The 14,060-nt window shown below is 74.0% G+C and carries 12 protein-coding genes and 1 riboswitch; of the genes, 5 read left to right on the top strand and 7 right to left on the bottom strand.

Annotation, left to right across the window (positions count from 1 at the left end; genetic code table 11):
* The first annotated feature begins 156 nt into the window (after positions 1-156).
* The gene (locus tag ACFT41_RS10325; RefSeq protein WP_377588822.1) at positions 157-2,904 is read left to right on the top strand and encodes a cellulose binding domain-containing protein; all 2,748 of its coding nucleotides are present in this window, start codon (positions 157-159) and stop codon (positions 2,902-2,904) included.
* Between the two features lie 142 nt (positions 2,905-3,046).
* On the opposite strand, the gene ACFT41_RS10320 is transcribed toward ACFT41_RS10325, so the two are convergent.
* Together ACFT41_RS10320 and ACFT41_RS10315 are read right to left on the bottom strand one after the other, a co-directional pair.
* Positions 3,047-3,454: a hypothetical protein gene (locus ACFT41_RS10320; protein ID WP_377587883.1), complete on the bottom strand. Its 408-nt coding sequence runs from the start codon at positions 3,452-3,454 to the stop codon at positions 3,047-3,049.
* A gap of 162 nt (positions 3,455-3,616) precedes the next feature.
* Positions 3,617-3,763: a hypothetical protein gene (locus ACFT41_RS10315; protein WP_357751463.1), complete on the bottom strand. Its 147-nt coding sequence runs from the start codon at positions 3,761-3,763 to the stop codon at positions 3,617-3,619.
* A 341-nt stretch (positions 3,764-4,104) separates the two neighbouring features.
* On the opposite strand from ACFT41_RS10315, the gene ACFT41_RS10310 reads away from it, so the two are divergent.
* Complete coding sequence (locus tag ACFT41_RS10310; RefSeq protein ID WP_377587882.1) at positions 4,105-4,467, top strand: STAS domain-containing protein; 363 nt, start codon at positions 4,105-4,107, stop codon at positions 4,465-4,467.
* Positions 4,468-4,543: 76 nt separating this feature from the next.
* Positions 4,544-4,993 carry an SRPBCC family protein gene (locus tag ACFT41_RS10305; protein ID WP_377587881.1) on the top strand — a complete coding sequence of 150 codons (450 nt, stop codon included), beginning with the start codon at positions 4,544-4,546 and terminating at the stop codon, positions 4,991-4,993.
* Between the two features lie 48 nt (positions 4,994-5,041).
* Here the strand turns inward: ACFT41_RS10305 and ACFT41_RS10300 are convergent, their stop codons facing one another.
* The 5 genes from ACFT41_RS10300 to ACFT41_RS10280 all read right to left on the bottom strand — a co-directional run bounded on the left by ACFT41_RS10300 (position 5,042) and on the right by ACFT41_RS10280 (position 11,308).
* Positions 5,042-6,115 (bottom strand): coiled-coil domain-containing protein, encoded by a 1,074-nt coding sequence (locus ACFT41_RS10300; protein WP_377587884.1) that lies wholly within the window; start codon positions 6,113-6,115, stop codon positions 5,042-5,044.
* 4 nt (positions 6,116-6,119) lie between these two features.
* Positions 6,120-6,249: riboswitch (cyclic di-AMP (ydaO/yuaA leader) on the bottom strand.
* Positions 6,250-6,402: 153 nt separating this feature from the next.
* Positions 6,403-7,320 carry a cation diffusion facilitator family transporter gene (locus ACFT41_RS10295; protein ID WP_377587880.1) on the bottom strand — a complete coding sequence of 306 codons (918 nt, stop codon included), beginning with the start codon at positions 7,318-7,320 and terminating at the stop codon, positions 6,403-6,405.
* Positions 7,321-7,450: 130 nt separating this feature from the next.
* Positions 7,451-9,568 carry a HelD family protein gene (locus ACFT41_RS10290; protein ID WP_377587879.1) on the bottom strand — a complete coding sequence of 706 codons (2,118 nt, stop codon included), beginning with the start codon at positions 9,566-9,568 and terminating at the stop codon, positions 7,451-7,453.
* A 181-nt stretch (positions 9,569-9,749) separates the two neighbouring features.
* Positions 9,750-10,673 carry an alpha/beta fold hydrolase gene (locus tag ACFT41_RS10285; protein WP_377587878.1) on the bottom strand — a complete coding sequence of 308 codons (924 nt, stop codon included), beginning with the start codon at positions 10,671-10,673 and terminating at the stop codon, positions 9,750-9,752.
* Positions 10,674-10,978: 305 nt separating this feature from the next.
* Complete coding sequence (locus ACFT41_RS10280) at positions 10,979-11,308, bottom strand: hypothetical protein (protein WP_377587877.1); 330 nt, start codon at positions 11,306-11,308, stop codon at positions 10,979-10,981.
* Positions 11,309-11,633: 325 nt separating this feature from the next.
* On the opposite strand from ACFT41_RS10280, the gene ACFT41_RS10275 reads away from it, so the two are divergent.
* Both ACFT41_RS10275 and ACFT41_RS10270 read left to right on the top strand, forming a co-directional pair.
* Positions 11,634-12,125, top strand: a complete 492-nt coding sequence (locus ACFT41_RS10275) for a DUF3145 domain-containing protein (protein WP_043966937.1) — start codon at positions 11,634-11,636, stop codon at positions 12,123-12,125.
* A gap of 99 nt (positions 12,126-12,224) precedes the next feature.
* Positions 12,225-13,976, top strand: a complete 1,752-nt coding sequence (locus tag ACFT41_RS10270) for a glycoside hydrolase family 3 protein (RefSeq protein ID WP_377587876.1) — start codon at positions 12,225-12,227, stop codon at positions 13,974-13,976.
* Positions 13,977-14,060: the final 84 nt, after the last annotated feature.

Here is a 14,060-nt window from a genome sequence, read left to right as displayed (position 1 = left end):
CGTGAATGCCTTCCTCGGCAGCGGGAGCCGCGCGTGCCGGTGGGGAGCCCGGGCAGGCTTCCCACGCCCCGACGTCGGGCCTGGGCACGGTCGCCAGTCGACCGCCGACGTCGTGCTCGTCCCACCACCACGGGCATCCCCGAGAGGAAACCGCAGATGCGGAGAGGTCTCGTCGGCGCGGTCACCACCGTGCTGGCTGCCGCCACGGCAGTCGTGGCCGTTCAGTTCACCGTCGCCCCGTCCACCGAGGCCGCCGCGGCGGCCTCCGAGCCGTACTCCTGGCGCAACGTCCGGATCGACGGCGGCGGCTTCGTTCCCGGCATCGTCTTCAACCCCACCGAGAAGAACCTGATCTACGCCCGCACCGACATCGGCGGAATGTACCGCTGGGAACAGGCCACCCAGTCCTGGACGCCACTGCTGGACTGGGTCGGGGCGGACAAGTGGGGCTACAACGGCGTGGTCAGCGTCGCCACCGACCCGGTGCAGACCAACCGGGTGTACGCCGCGGTAGGCATGTACACCAACGACTGGGACCCGAACAACGGCGCGATCCTGCGCTCGGCGGACAAGGGCGCGACCTGGCAGGCCACCGAGCTGCCGTTCAAGAACGGCGGCAACATGCCCGGCCGGGGCATGGGCGAGCGGTTGGCCGTCGACCCGAACAGGAACAGCACGATCTACTACGGCGCCGAGGGCGGCAACGGCCTGTGGCGCAGCACCGACTACGGCGCGACCTGGGCGAAGGTCACCAACTTCCCCAACGTCGGCAACTACCGGGCCGACCCGAACGACAGCAGCGGTTACCAGAGCCAGAACCAGGGCCTCACCTGGGTGTCGTTCGACAAGAGCACGGGCACGGCCGGCAACACCACCCAGACGATCTACGTCGGAGTGGCCGACAAGGCCAACCCGGTCTACCGCAGCACCAACGGCGGCACCAGCTGGGAGCGGATCCCCGGCCAGCCGACCGGCTACCTCGCCCACAAGGGCGTGGTGGACCCGGTGGGCGGCTACCTCTACATCGCCACCAGCGACACCGGCGGCCCGTACGACGGGGCCAAGGGCGACGTGTGGAAGTTCAACCGGGCCACCGGCGCGTGGACGCAGATCAGCCCGATCCCGTCGTCCAGCACTGACGCGTACTTCGGCTACTCCGGCCTGACCATCGACCGGCAGCACCCGGACACCCTGATGGTGGCCACCCAGATCTCCTGGTGGCCGGACGCGATCTTCTGGCGCAGCACCGACGGGGGCGCGACCTGGTCCCGGATCTGGGAGTTCACCAGCTACCCGGACCGCAGCAAGAAGTACACCATGGACATCTCCTCGGTGCCGTGGCTGACCTTCGGCGTGAATCCGGCCCCGCCGGAGGAGACGCCGAAGCTGGGCTGGATGAACGAGTCGGTCGAGATCGACCCGCACGACTCCGACCGGTTCATGTACGGCACCGGCGCGACCATCTACGGCAGCACCGACCTGACCAAGTGGGACACCGGCGGCCAGCTCACCATCAAGCCGATGGTCAAGGGCCTGGAGGAGACCGCCGTGCTCGACCTGGTCAGCCCGCCCACCGGGGCACCGCTGGTCAGCGCGCTCGGCGACATCGGCGGCTTCCGGCACACCGACCTCGACGCGGTGCCGGCGAAGATGTTCGCCCAGCCGGTCTTCGCCAGCACCACCAGCATCGACTACGCCGAGGCCAACCCGGCGACGATGGTGCGGGCCGGCAACTTCACCGACGCCGACCGCCCCAACGACAGCCACGTCGCGTTCTCCACCGACGGCGGGGCCAACTGGTTCCAGGGCAGCGAGCCGGGCGGGATCAACAACGGTGGCACCGTCGCCGCGTCCGCCGACGGCAGCCAGTTCGTCTGGTCGCCCGGCGACGCCGGCCAGCAGGTCGTCCGCTCGGTCGGCTTCGGCAACTCGTGGACGGCCGCGACCGGCATCCCGGCCAACGCCGTCGTCGAGTCCGACCGGGTCAACAAGAACAAGTTCTACGGCTTCTCCGGCGGCACGTTCTACGTCAGCACCAACGGCGGGGCGAGCTTCACCGCGTCGGCGGCCACCGGCCTGCCGGGCACCGGCAACGTGAAGTTCAAGGCCCTGCCCGGCACGGAGGGCGAGATCTGGCTGGCCGGCGAGGGCGGGCTGTGGCGCTCGACCGACTCCGGGGCCACCTTCACCAAGCAGTCCGGCGTGTCGTCGGCGGTGAACGTGGGCTTCGGCAAGGCGGCCCCCGGGCAGACGTACCCGGCGCTGTTCGTCTTCGGCACCGTCGACGGCCAGGCCGGCCTGTTCCGGTCGGACGACACCGGCGCGGCCTGGGTCCGGATCAACGACGACAAGCACCAGTACGGCAACGCGGGCGAGGCGCTGACCGGTGACCCGCGCGTCTACGGGCGCGCCTACCTGGGCACCAACGGGCGGGGCATCATCGTCGCCGACCGGCTCGGCGGTGCCACCACCCCGCCGGCGACGACGCCCCCGGCGACGACACCCCCGGCCACCACGCCCCCGGCGACCACTCCGCCGGCGACGACGCCGCCGGCCACCACGCCCCCGGCGACCCCGACGGGCACGCCGGTGCCGGCAGGGGCCTGCTCGGCGACGTACAAGGTGATCGGCTCCTGGTCCGGTGGCTTCCAGGGCGAGGTGACCGTGAAGAACAACAGCGGCTCGGCGAAGAGCTACTGGGGCGTGGTCTGGAACTTCCCCAACGGCCAGCAGATCACCCAGCTCTGGGGCGGCACGTACACCCAGACCGGGGCCCAGGTCGTGGTGCGTGACGCGGGCTGGAACGGGGCCCTGCCCGTCGGTGGCAGCACCACCTTCGGCTTTGTCGCCAGCGGGACCGGAGCCAACTCGACTCCGGCGATCCTGACCTGCACGGCCAACTGACCGTCCACCCGGGCGCGAACCCCGGGCCGGCCTCCCCGCACGGAGGCCGGCCCGGTTCGCGTCTCGGTGGGCCTCGCGTCTTGGTGGGTCGGCGATGACGACCAGCCGGGGCGGCTCAGCCGTCCCGGCGTGTCGGGTGAGCTCAGCCGTCCAGGCCGACCGGGGAGTCGGGCCGGTCGACGTCGACGAACTCGATCTCCTCGACGTCGCGCTCGCCCCGGCGCCCGACGGCCCGCGCGGCCGAACCGGCGGCCCAGCCGATCGCCGCTCCGGCCAGGGCGGCCCCGATCAGCAGCGTCCAGGGCAGGGCGGGCCGGCGGCCGGCGAGCGCGTCGAAGGCCAGCACCGCCCGGCGGCGCGCCTCGTCGGCCGCGGAGCCGACCAGGTCGCCCGCGTCGTCGGCGAGGCCGGAGCCGCTGCGCCGGGCGGAGCGGGCGGTGCCCCGAACGCTGTCCCCGGCGGAGCCTACGGCGGAGGCCAGATGCTGCCACGCCTGGTCCGCGATCCGCTCGGGCTTGCTGCGGCGCTCCAGCAGGTTGGTTCCGAACATCGTGCTACCTCCTCGGGTGCCGAAGCTTGCGGCCACTTCGGACTGCGGCGTGGGACCGGTGGGCGGTCGCCCGCCGGTGGGTCGCCCCCGCCGGCGTGGTCCGCCCACCGGGGCAGTGCCCCACCCGACGCCGCCGCAAACCCCGGCGTGCCGGCTGTGCCTTCAGCGTACGGACACCACCGCCGCGCCCCGGGCGAAGTCGTCGCCGTCGTCGTCATCGTCGTCGTCCCCGCCGCCGCCGAAGCCGCAGGCCAACATGAGTGCGAGCAGCGCGCCGACGCCGGCCAGGCCGGCCAGTCTCCGGATCATTTGGTGGTTCCTTCCGTGGTGCGGGTGTGGACGCCGCCGATGTTAGGCGGGGCGGGCAACGGCGGCGGGTCCCGCCGGTGACGGCCGGGTGGACCACACGCCCGGGGCGCGGGGTGCGCGCGAAGGTCGGAGGGGACCGCTACCCTGGGTCGGCGACATCGGCCCCGGGCCGGTCGTGTGGCTAACAGGATCTGAAAAGTCCGGATAAGGGCAACGTGTTTTGCCCTGATCCACGAATTGCTCATCCCGAGGGGTGGCGACCGAGGCCGTCGGAGGAATACTCTCGGTCGCGGCCCGCGTACTGATGAGGCGCCCGTGAATGGGCGAGTGGAGGTGCTCGCGTGAGCCTGTCGATCGTGAAGTCGGTTCTTTCCGGTGGTGTCATCGAGATCGCCCCGCGTGGCGAGATCGACGTCGACACCGCGTACGAGGTGCGCGAAGCCGTCGCGGAGGTGCTCACCAAGGGGCGTCCCGCCCGCATCGAGCTGAACATGCGCCTCATCACCTTCATCGACTCGGTCGGCATCAGCGCGATGGTGGCCGGCTTCCAGACCGCCGAGGTCAGCGGCGTGAAGCTGGTCGTCACCGAGCCGAGCCGGTTCGTGCACCGGCAACTGTGGGTGACCGGCCTGCTCGGCCTCTTCGGTGCCCCCGAGCCCTACTACGCCGGCACGGCCACCCCCGAGGTGCTGCCGGGCGCCTGACCGGGGTCGCCGGCGGTGGTTCACGCGCCGGGGCCCGGCTCTTCCTCCACGCCCTCGGGTGGGGGACGATCGACGGATGCCCCGGCGCGACAGCTTCCAATACTCGGTCCAGGCCTGCTGCCCGCGGGCCGAGGCAGTGGCGCTGCTCAGTGACCCCGCCCGGCAGACCGAGCTGCATCCGTTGATCACGCGGGTGCGCCGGTTGCCGCCCCGGCCGGGTGCCCTGGCCAGTTATGCGATAACCGATCAGCTCGCCGCCGGGCCGCTGCGCTTCGGCGTGACGTATCAGGCGGACGTGCTGGTGGTGACCGACGACGAGATCGTCACGCTGGCCCGGCAGCGGCCGGCCACGACGGTGCGTAACCACACCCGGCTGCGCGACGAGCCGGGCGGCCTCGTCCGCGTCGACGTGGAGATCACCCTGGCCGCCCCGACGCTGCTGTTCGCGTACGCCTTCCGGCAGGCCCGCTCGGCGCACCTCGGGCTGGCCCGCCGGCTGGGCGAGGTGCTGGGCCGGGCGGCGTAGCGCCCCGGCGACCCGGCCCACGGGGGAGGGCCGCCGAGGCGGGCGCGGTCAGATCACCGACAGGTGCACGTGGTTGGTGTGGTCGCTGGACGGGTCCCCGTTTCCGCCGCTGTACGCCTTCCAGCCGCTGCTGGGCAGCCAGATCTGCTTGAACCAGATCACGTACAGCACGGCGAGCCGGTCGGCGTTGCGCACGTAGTACGCCGCCAGGTTGTTGCCGTAGGTGCGGTCCCCGCCGGTGGCCACGCCGCCGAAGCCGCCCTTCTGCGCGGCGAAGTCGCAGGCCCGGCCCTTCGGGTGCTCGCCGGAGCCACCGGGGCGGTAGCAGGAGACGTACCGGGTGAAGCCGGCGGCCTTGGCCTGGTTGAGCGCGTGCAGGGTGCGCGGGGTGATGCAGCCGTTGGCCGGGGTGGGGTCGTTGACGCTGCACGACTCCGCCGGCCAGGAGCCGTCGGAGTTGCGCTTCGCGGGGGTGGCGTTGGCGCTGGAGCTGCCGCCCGGGCTGGACCCGCCGCCGCTGTTGCTGCTGGCCTTGTTGTTGGCCACGGTGAGCGCCCGTTCGGCCTGTTCCTTGCGCTTGCCCATCAGCGTGACCTGCTTGCGCTGCTCGCGGATCTCGCCGTCGATCCCCTGTCGGGTCTTCGTCGCCTCGTCCCGGGTGGTCAGCAGCGCGCGCAGCGCCCGGTCCTCGTTGGCGGCGACCGCGTCGAGCGCGGCGGCCCGGTCCAGGAATCCCTCGGGGGAGCTGCTGTCGAGCAGCAGTGAGGCGGCGGTGAGCCGACCCTTCTTGTACGCCACACCGGCGATCTCGCCGACCTTCGCGCCCCGCGTGACCAGCTCGGCCTCGACCGTCTTGAGCTGGCCGCCGAGCTTCTGCTGCCGCTTCACCGAGCGGTCGAGGGCGGTCTTGGCCTCCAGGTAGCCCTTGCTGGCCGCTTCGAGCTGGGCGCGCAGGGCGGGGGTGCCGCCCTCCTCGTCGTCGCCCGGCGCGGCGAGCAGGCCGACGGGCGGCGCGGCCCCGGCCGGCGTCACGGGCGCGGCCCCGAGGCCGACGGCGAGCGTCAGCACCAGCGCCGCCGCGACCCGGGCGGCGATCCTTCCTACAGGTGCCACTACTGGCATATGCATGTCCTTCCATCAGCCGCCGACCGGGTTAGCTGACGGGTTCGGGACGGACGATCCCTACCGCTGGAGCGGATGCACCCCACGAACATGGTTCCCCGGCTCGCCCGTAGGCGATTAGGCGGCGGCCACCACAGGCGCCGGAGGGCGCCGCCCGGCGGAGGCCGGGACCGAGCCTACCGGTGCCTGTGGGACCAGCGCTGCTTCCGTGACGGAGGGTACGCGGATAAATCCCGTCAAGTCCGGCATTCGACCGTATAAGTCACGAAAATTGATGGGCGTCGGTCTCACCAGCCGGCCGGCCCGCAGCCGTCGCGGGCCGCCCCCGGCTCGACCTGCAACGTGGCGTGCTCGATGTGGAAGTCCTCGTGCAGGGCGGTGCGGGCGGCGGTCAGCACCGCGCCGACCTCCGCGCCGGGCGCCATGGTCAGGTGGGCCGAGGCGACCTCCATGCCGGAGGTCAGCGTCCAGACGTGCAGGTCGTGCACCTCGACCACGCCGGGCACGGCGGCCAGCCGGTCGTGCACGGCGGTCACCTGGAGGTGCTCCGGCGCGGCCTGGACCAGGATGCGCACCGCGGCCCGACCGAGCCGCCAGGTGCGGGGCAGGATGAACACGCCGATCGCGACGGCCACCGCCGGGTCCGCCCACCACCAGCCGGTGACCATGATCAGCGCCGCCGCCCCGATCACCCCGACCGACCCGAGCAGGTCGCCCAGCACCTCCAGGTACGCCCCGCGCAGGTTGAGGCTCTCCTTCGCCCCGCTGCGCAGCAGGGCGAACGCGGCGACGTTGGCGAGCAGGCCCAGCACCGCCACCGCGAGCATCGGGCCGGTGGTCACCTCGGGCGGGTCGCCGAAGCGGCGGACGGCCTCGACGAGGACGTAGACGGCGACGCCGCTGAGCAGCAGGGCGTTGCCGAGCGCGGCGAGCACCTCCAACCGGTAGAGCCCGAACGTGCGCTGCGGGTCGGCGGTGGCCCGGCGGGTGGCGGTGATCGCGGCGAGCGCCATGCCGATGCCGAGCACGTCGGTGAACATGTGCCCGGCGTCGGAGAGCAGCGCCAGCGAGCCGGTGCCGAGCGCGGTCACCGCCTCGACGATCATCAGCACGGCGAGCAGCGCGAACGCCGCCCAGAGCCGCCCCGAATGGCGGTCGGAGGCGTTTGCCGCCACCCCGTGGTGGTGGTCATGACCTGCGCCCACGCCCACACCCTCCGTCCGTGATCCCAACCCCCCGGCCAAATCTATGTTCACATCGCAATGTATGCAAGTGATCGGCGGCGGTCCGGCCGGTGAACGGCCGGGGCCGGATCAGCCGTCGGGTCGAGCGTGATCAGCCCGTCGGGTCGAGCGTGACGAGGCGCTGGGTCGCCCGCGACAGCGCCACGTACAGCGTCCGCACGCCCGAGCCCGGGTCCGCCCGGATCTCGCCCGGGGCGACCAGCACCACCCCGTCGTACTCCATGCCCTTGGCCTGGAGGCTGGTCACCACCTGCAGGCGCGGCGCGGCCCGGCCGGCCAGCCAGCCAGCCACCTCGTCGCGGCGCGGCACCGGCGTGATCACCCCGACCGTGCCCTCCACCTCGCCGAGCAGGTCGCCGACCGCCGCGACGGTCGCCGCCTCCAGCCCGGCCGCCGGAACGGTCAGCTCGACCGGGGCCACGCCGGTGGACCGCACCGCGCGGGGCAGCGTCAGGTCCGGGTAGAGCCGGCGGATCTCCGCCGCCGCCACCGCGAAGATCTCCGCCGAGTTGCGGTAGTTGGTGGTCAGCTCGAACTGGTGCCGCCGCCGCCGGCCCAGCGCCGCGTCCCGGGCCCGGGTCAGCTCCTGCGGATCCCCCGTCCACGCGGTCTGCGCCGGGTCGCCCACCACCGTCCAGGACGCCAGCCGGCCGCGCCGGCCGACCATCCGCCACTGCATCGGCGAGACGTCCTGCGCCTCGTCGACCACCACGTGCGCGAAGTCGCGGTAGTCCTCCGGCCGCTCCCGGGCCGCCTCCCGCGCCGCCCGCTGCCGGTCGGCGTGCGTGCTCAGCTCACGTACGCCTCCGGCGAGCCGGAACGGGTCCCGCTTCGCACGCTTCGGCTGCACCGGCTTGCCCAGCAGCGCGTCCAACTCGTCGAGCAGGGCGACGTCGGCGATCGTCAGCCCCTCGGCGTCCAGCGTCCGGTACGCCTCGACGAGCAGGCCGACCTCCGCCCGGGACAGGACCCCGGCGGCGTACCGGCGCAGCCGATCCGGGCGGGCCAGCCAGCCCAGCACGTGCCGGGGGTGCAGCCGCGGCCACCACGCCTTGAGGAACTCGCGGAACTCGGGCCGCTCGGCGATCTCGTCCTCGAACGCGCGCTGCTCCGGCAGCCGGCCGATGCCCAGCCGGCGGGCCTGCGCCCACAGCGCCGCGAACACCCCGTCGAAGCCCGCCCGGCGTGACTCGTTGCGGCGGGCCCCCCGGCCCAGCGCCCGGTCCCGGATGCCGTCGAGCTCCCGGCGGTCCAGCCGCAGCAGCTCACCCCGGTAGAGCAGCCGCAGCTCGCCCGGCCCGCCCGGCACCGCGTCCCGCACCGCGCGCTCCAGCACCCGGCGCATCCGCAGCGACCCCTTCACCGCCGCCACCTCCGGCGGGTCGGTGCGCGTCGCGCCCATCCCCGGGAACAGCGACCCGAGCGAGTGCAGCGTCGCCGCCTCCTCGCCCAGCGACGGCAGCACCGAGGCGATGTATTCCACGAACACCGCCGACGGGCCGACCACCAGGATGCCGCCCCCGGCGTAGCGGCTGCGGTCGGAATAGAGCAGGAACGCCGCCCGGTGCAGCGCCACCGCCGTCTTGCCCGTGCCCGGGCCGCCGGAGACGATCGTGACCCCGGAGGCGGGGGAGCGGATCGCCTCGTCCTGCTCCCGCTGGATCGTGGCCACGATGTCCCGCATCCCCCGGCCCGTGGCCCGGGACAGGGTGGCCAGCAGCCCGCCGTCGCCCACCACCGCCATGTCCGGCGGTGCCGCCGCCGGGTCCAGCAGGTCGTCCTCGATCCGGGTCACCCGCTCCGCCGACGAGGAGATCGTGCGCCGCCGGACCACGCCCAGCGGCTGCGTCGGCGTCGCCTGGTAGAAGGCGGCGGCGGCCGGGGCCCGCCAGTCCACCACCAGCGTCTCGGCGTTCTCGCCGCGCACCCCGAGCCGCCCGACGTGCAGCACCTGCCCCTCCCGTAGGTCCAGCCGGCCGAAGACCAGCCCCTCGTGCTCGGCGTCGAGCACGTGCCGGCGCTGGGCGGCGTGGAAGACCATCGCGTCCCGCTCGACGAGCGCCCCGAAGTTGCCCACCCGGGCCAGGCGGTAGCCGTCCTTCTCGGCCTGCGCGGCGAAGCGGCGCAGTTCGGCGAGGCGGGCGTACACCCGGTCGAGGTGCCGCTGCTCGGCGGCCATCTCCTGCTCCAGGGTCGTGCGGTCGGTCAACGTACGGGCTCCTCGCAGACGGCGGCGGCGGCCGCGCCAGGGGCGCGGGCGGCGCGCCGGGGTGACCGGGTGAGGGTACGGCCAGCAGCCGACGGCTTCGCGGGGCCATGCCGCCGCCGCGATCCACCCCACGTCCCGGGACCCCGGCCCGGGACCCCGGTCAGCGCCGGTGCGGCCCCGGTCAGTGCGGTGCGGACGCGCTCGGCGCGCCCGCCAGCACCCGGCCCAACACCCCGGCCAGGGCGGCGTTCACCTGCTCGGGCCGCTCCATCATCAGCATGTGCCCGGCGCCCGGGCAGACCGTCAGCTCCGTCGCCGGCAGGGCCACCGCGATCGACTCGGCGCACGGCGGCGGGGTGAGCCGGTCCCGGTCCCCGACCAGCGCCGCCGCCGGCAGGTGGGCCAGCGCGGCGAGGGTGTCCAGCCGGTGCTGGGCCCCGATCGACGCGCGGAACCCGCCGATCGAGCGCAGCGTGGCCCGGGCCACCGCCGAGGTGACCAGCCGGATGTCGGTCGGATCGCAGCGGTCGCCGAAGAGCATCCAGCGGATGCTGGGTCGCAGGGCGCGCAGCAGCGCCCGGGGCGGACGCCACGCGCCGCAGCGGGCCAGCACCCCGGCGCCGGTGGTCTCGGCCAGCCGGATCAGCCGGGCGATGCGGGGGGAGAGGCCGTACGCGGTGTGGGTGTGCCCCTCGGCGGTGGTCGAGACGAACACCAGCCCCGCCGTGCGGGCGGCGAAGTGCCCGGGGTGCCGGTGCGCGTACTCCATGATCGTCATGCCGCCCATGGAGTGCCCGACCAGCACCACCGGCCCGGCCGGGGCGACGGCGTCGAGCACGGCGGCCAGGTCGTCGCCGAGCTGGGCCAGGGTGGCGGTACGCAGCGCCATGCAGCCGGACCGGCCGTGCCCCCGGGCGTCGTACGTGACCACCCGGACCCGGTCGCCGAACCGCTCGCGCAGCTCGGCGAGCTGCCGGTGCCAGCTGCGCCCGTCCAGCGTCCAGCCGTGCAGCAGGACGGCGGTGACCTCGGCCTCGGCCGGCCCGGACGCCTCCACGTGCAGGCGCACGTCGTCTGCGAGCCGCACCTCGACGTGTTCCGGCATCGCCGCCTCCCCTCGGGCCGCCACAGAAACGTCATCGCCGGGTGACCCAGCGGTAACACGGGCTACCCGCCATGACACCACGCCAACCCTGTGCAAGGAAGGGCCCCTTGTTGACGCCTGCGGTAGAGAAGGCTCCCCTTCTCACCTCCCCATGCCCGGCGGCGGGCCGGGCGGAGGCGGCGCGGGCCGCCCGGCGCAGGGACGGGGCGCAGACGGCGAACCGCCCGCCGGGTGGGCCCGGCGGGCGGTTCGGGGTGTCGCAGGTAGAGCGGGTGTCGCAGGTGGTGCGGGTGTCGCGGGCGGGTTCAGCCGCCGAAGACACCAGCCTCGGCGAGGCGCTTTTCGGTGGCGTCCCAGCCGTGGTCGGGGTGGGCGGCCGCGAGGCTGTTCAGCTCGGCCCGGATCTTGGCGGCGTGGCCGGCGGCGGCCAGCACCCGGATCTCCTCGACGAAGGCGTCGGAGTCGGTGCGCAGGTGCGCGGTCTTGCCGTTGGTGAGGTTCCGCACGTAGGCGTGCCTGCCGCCGTTGAGCGGGATCAGGTACTTGAACTCGCCCAGCACGCTGAGGGCCCCACCCTGGCCAGCCTGGCCGGCCCGGACTGACGCGCGCGCGGTCTTAGAGGTGTTGCTCGCCACGGAGGTACTCCTTGGAGACGTACGGGAGGACGGGGAACGTCCGGGGGCTGTGACGGGTGACGCCCGGGAAGAGCCTCGACCCGCCGAAGATGTGCGCGGCACAAGCCGCCGAGAGAACTGTACACGACCACGGTGCCTGGCTGGTCACCGCGCCTGACGGAGGGCACAACGGTGGCCACCGGCGCCGCATTCCACCCCGTTCCCGGGCGGCGAATTTTCCGATTCCCTGGCGCACCATCCGTCCCACCAGTCATCATGTGTTCCAACAGCCACTCGGGTGTCGAGGTCGTAGGGGAAGACGCACCTCGCTCTCCGGGAGGTCACCGTGCCAACACGTGGCGTCGTATACGTCCACTCGACCCCGCTCGCCGTGTGCTCACACGTCGAGTGGGCAATCGCGCGCGTCCTTGCCGCGCCGGTCAACCTGCAGTGGACGGCCCAGCCCGTCGACCCCGGCGCCCGCCGGGCCGAGTGCGGGTGGACCGGTCGCCCGGGGACGGGCGCCGAGCTGGCTGCTGCCCTCCGGCAGTGGCCCATGATCCGTTTCGAGGTGACCGAGGAACCGAGCGCGGGCGTCGACGGCGAACGCTTCATGTACGTCCCGGGGCGGGGCCTGTTCCGGGCCACCGTCGGCGCGGCCGGCGACATCCAGCTCGGCGAGGACCGGCTGCGCGGCATCATGGCCGCCGCCCGGGCCCCCGAGGCACTGGCCCACGCGCTCGACAAGGCACTCGGCACCGCCTGGGACGCCGAGCTGGAGCCCTACCGGTACGCGGGCGACGGCGCCCCGGTGACGCTGCTCACCCGGGTCGGCTGAGCCGCCCCGGCCCTCACCCGGCGGTCGGTCACACTTCAGGCGTGCTGGCGCGGCAGCTTGACCGGGCCGAGTTGCCCCGATAAGGGGTGAACTGGTGGGATGGACCGCGTGTCGAACTTCCCGCGACGTGCCGGCGTCGCGCTCGCCGCCCTGACCGCCGTGCTGCTCACCGGGTGCACGGGGGAGCCGGACCGGCCCCGCCCCGCCCCGTCGGCCAGCCCCGCCGCGGCCGGGCCCACCCCGTCGGGCCCGACCCCGTCGGGCGCGCCGACCGCGACCGCCGACCCGGCCGCCCGCGCCGCCGCCCTGGTCGGCACCCTCGCCGACGAGGACCTGGTCGGCCAGGTCCTGATGCCCTACGCCTACGGCGACAACGCGACGACGGTCTCCGCCGGCTCCGCCACCGGCAACCGGGCCCTCGCCGGGGTCGACACCCCGGCCGAGATGGTGGCGAGGTATCGGCTGGGCGGGCTCATCCTGGTCGGCTTCAGCGCCGACGACCCGACCGCCGGCAACCAGGAGACCACCAACGTCGACAACCCGAAGCAGGTCCGCGAGCTGACCACCGGCCTGCGCGACGCCGCCGGGAAGCTGCCCGCCGGCGCGGCGCCGTTCCTGATCGGCACCGACCAGGAGTACGGGGTGGTCACCCGGATCACCGACGGGGTCACCCTGCTGCCCAGCCCGCTGGCCGCCGGGGCGGCCGGCGACCCGGCGCTGACCGAGGCCGCCTGGCGGGCCGCCGGCCAGGAGCTGGCCGCGATGGGGATCAACCTGGACTTCGCCCCCGTCGCCGACGTGCTCGTCACCCGCAGCACGGTGATCGGCTCCCGGTCGTTCGGCGCGGACCCGAAGCGGGCCTCGGCCCAGGTGGCCGGCGCGGTGCGCGGCTTGCAGGGCACCGGGGTGGCGGCCAGCGTCAAGCACTTCCCGGGGCACGGCCTCAGCGCCGCCGACTCGCACCAGGATCTGCCGGTGATCGGCCAGAGCCGCAAGGTGCTCGACTCCACGGCGTTCCCGCCGTTCTCCGCCGGCGTCGACGCCGGGGCCCTCGCCGTGATGTCGGCCCACCTCGACGTCACCGCCATCGACCCGGGCACCCCGGCGACCTTCTCCCACAAGATCCTCACCGGCGTGCTGCGCGGCCAACTCGGCTTCCAGGGCGTGGTGATCACCGACGGCATGAACATGGCCCCCGCCAAGCGCTGGTCGCCGGGGGAGGCGGCGGTACGGGCGCTCAAGGCCGGCAACGACCTGATCCTGATGCCCCCCAACGTCACCCAGGCGTACGACGGGCTGCTCGCCGCTTTGCGCGACGGCTCGCTGCCCCGGGCCCGGCTGGTCGAGGCGGTGACCCGGGTGCTGACCATGAAGTTCACCCTGGCCGGCACGCCCGCCCCGGCGATGTCCACCCTGAACGACCCGGAGCACCGCCGCGCCGCCGAGGCGCTCGCCGCCGGCGCGGTCACCGTGCTGCGCGGCTCCTGCACGAAGGGCGTCCGCGCCCCCGTCACGATCACCTCCTCCGGCGGCCGGGACAAGACCCGCAACCTGCTGACGGAGGCGCTCACCGCCGTCGGGGTGAAGGTGGTTCCCAGCGGCGGCACCCGGGTGCACCTCGTCGGGTACGGCGACGGCACCGGCGACCTCGCCGCCGACGCGGCGGTGACCGTCGCGATGGACACCCCGTACGTGCTGGCGAAGGCGAAGTCGCCGACGCTGCTGGCCACGTACTCCTCCAGCGCCGCGTCGATGACCGCCCTGGCGAACGTCCTCGCGGGCCGGGCCCGCCCGACCGGCCGGTCCCCGGTGCCCGTCCCCGGCCTACCCGCGACGACCTGCGGGAACTGACCGCCGGTCGGCGGTCGAACTGACCTGCGGCCGGCGGCGGACGGCGGGAGGCGGCCGGCGCGCGGGGGGCCTGCCGGCCCCGGA

This window comes from Micromonospora sp. NPDC057141 (assembly GCF_042670805.1).
In the GTDB taxonomy this organism is placed as follows: Bacteria; Actinomycetota; Actinomycetes; order Mycobacteriales; family Micromonosporaceae; genus Micromonospora.
This window is presented reverse-complemented; position numbering and strand designations above follow the sequence as displayed.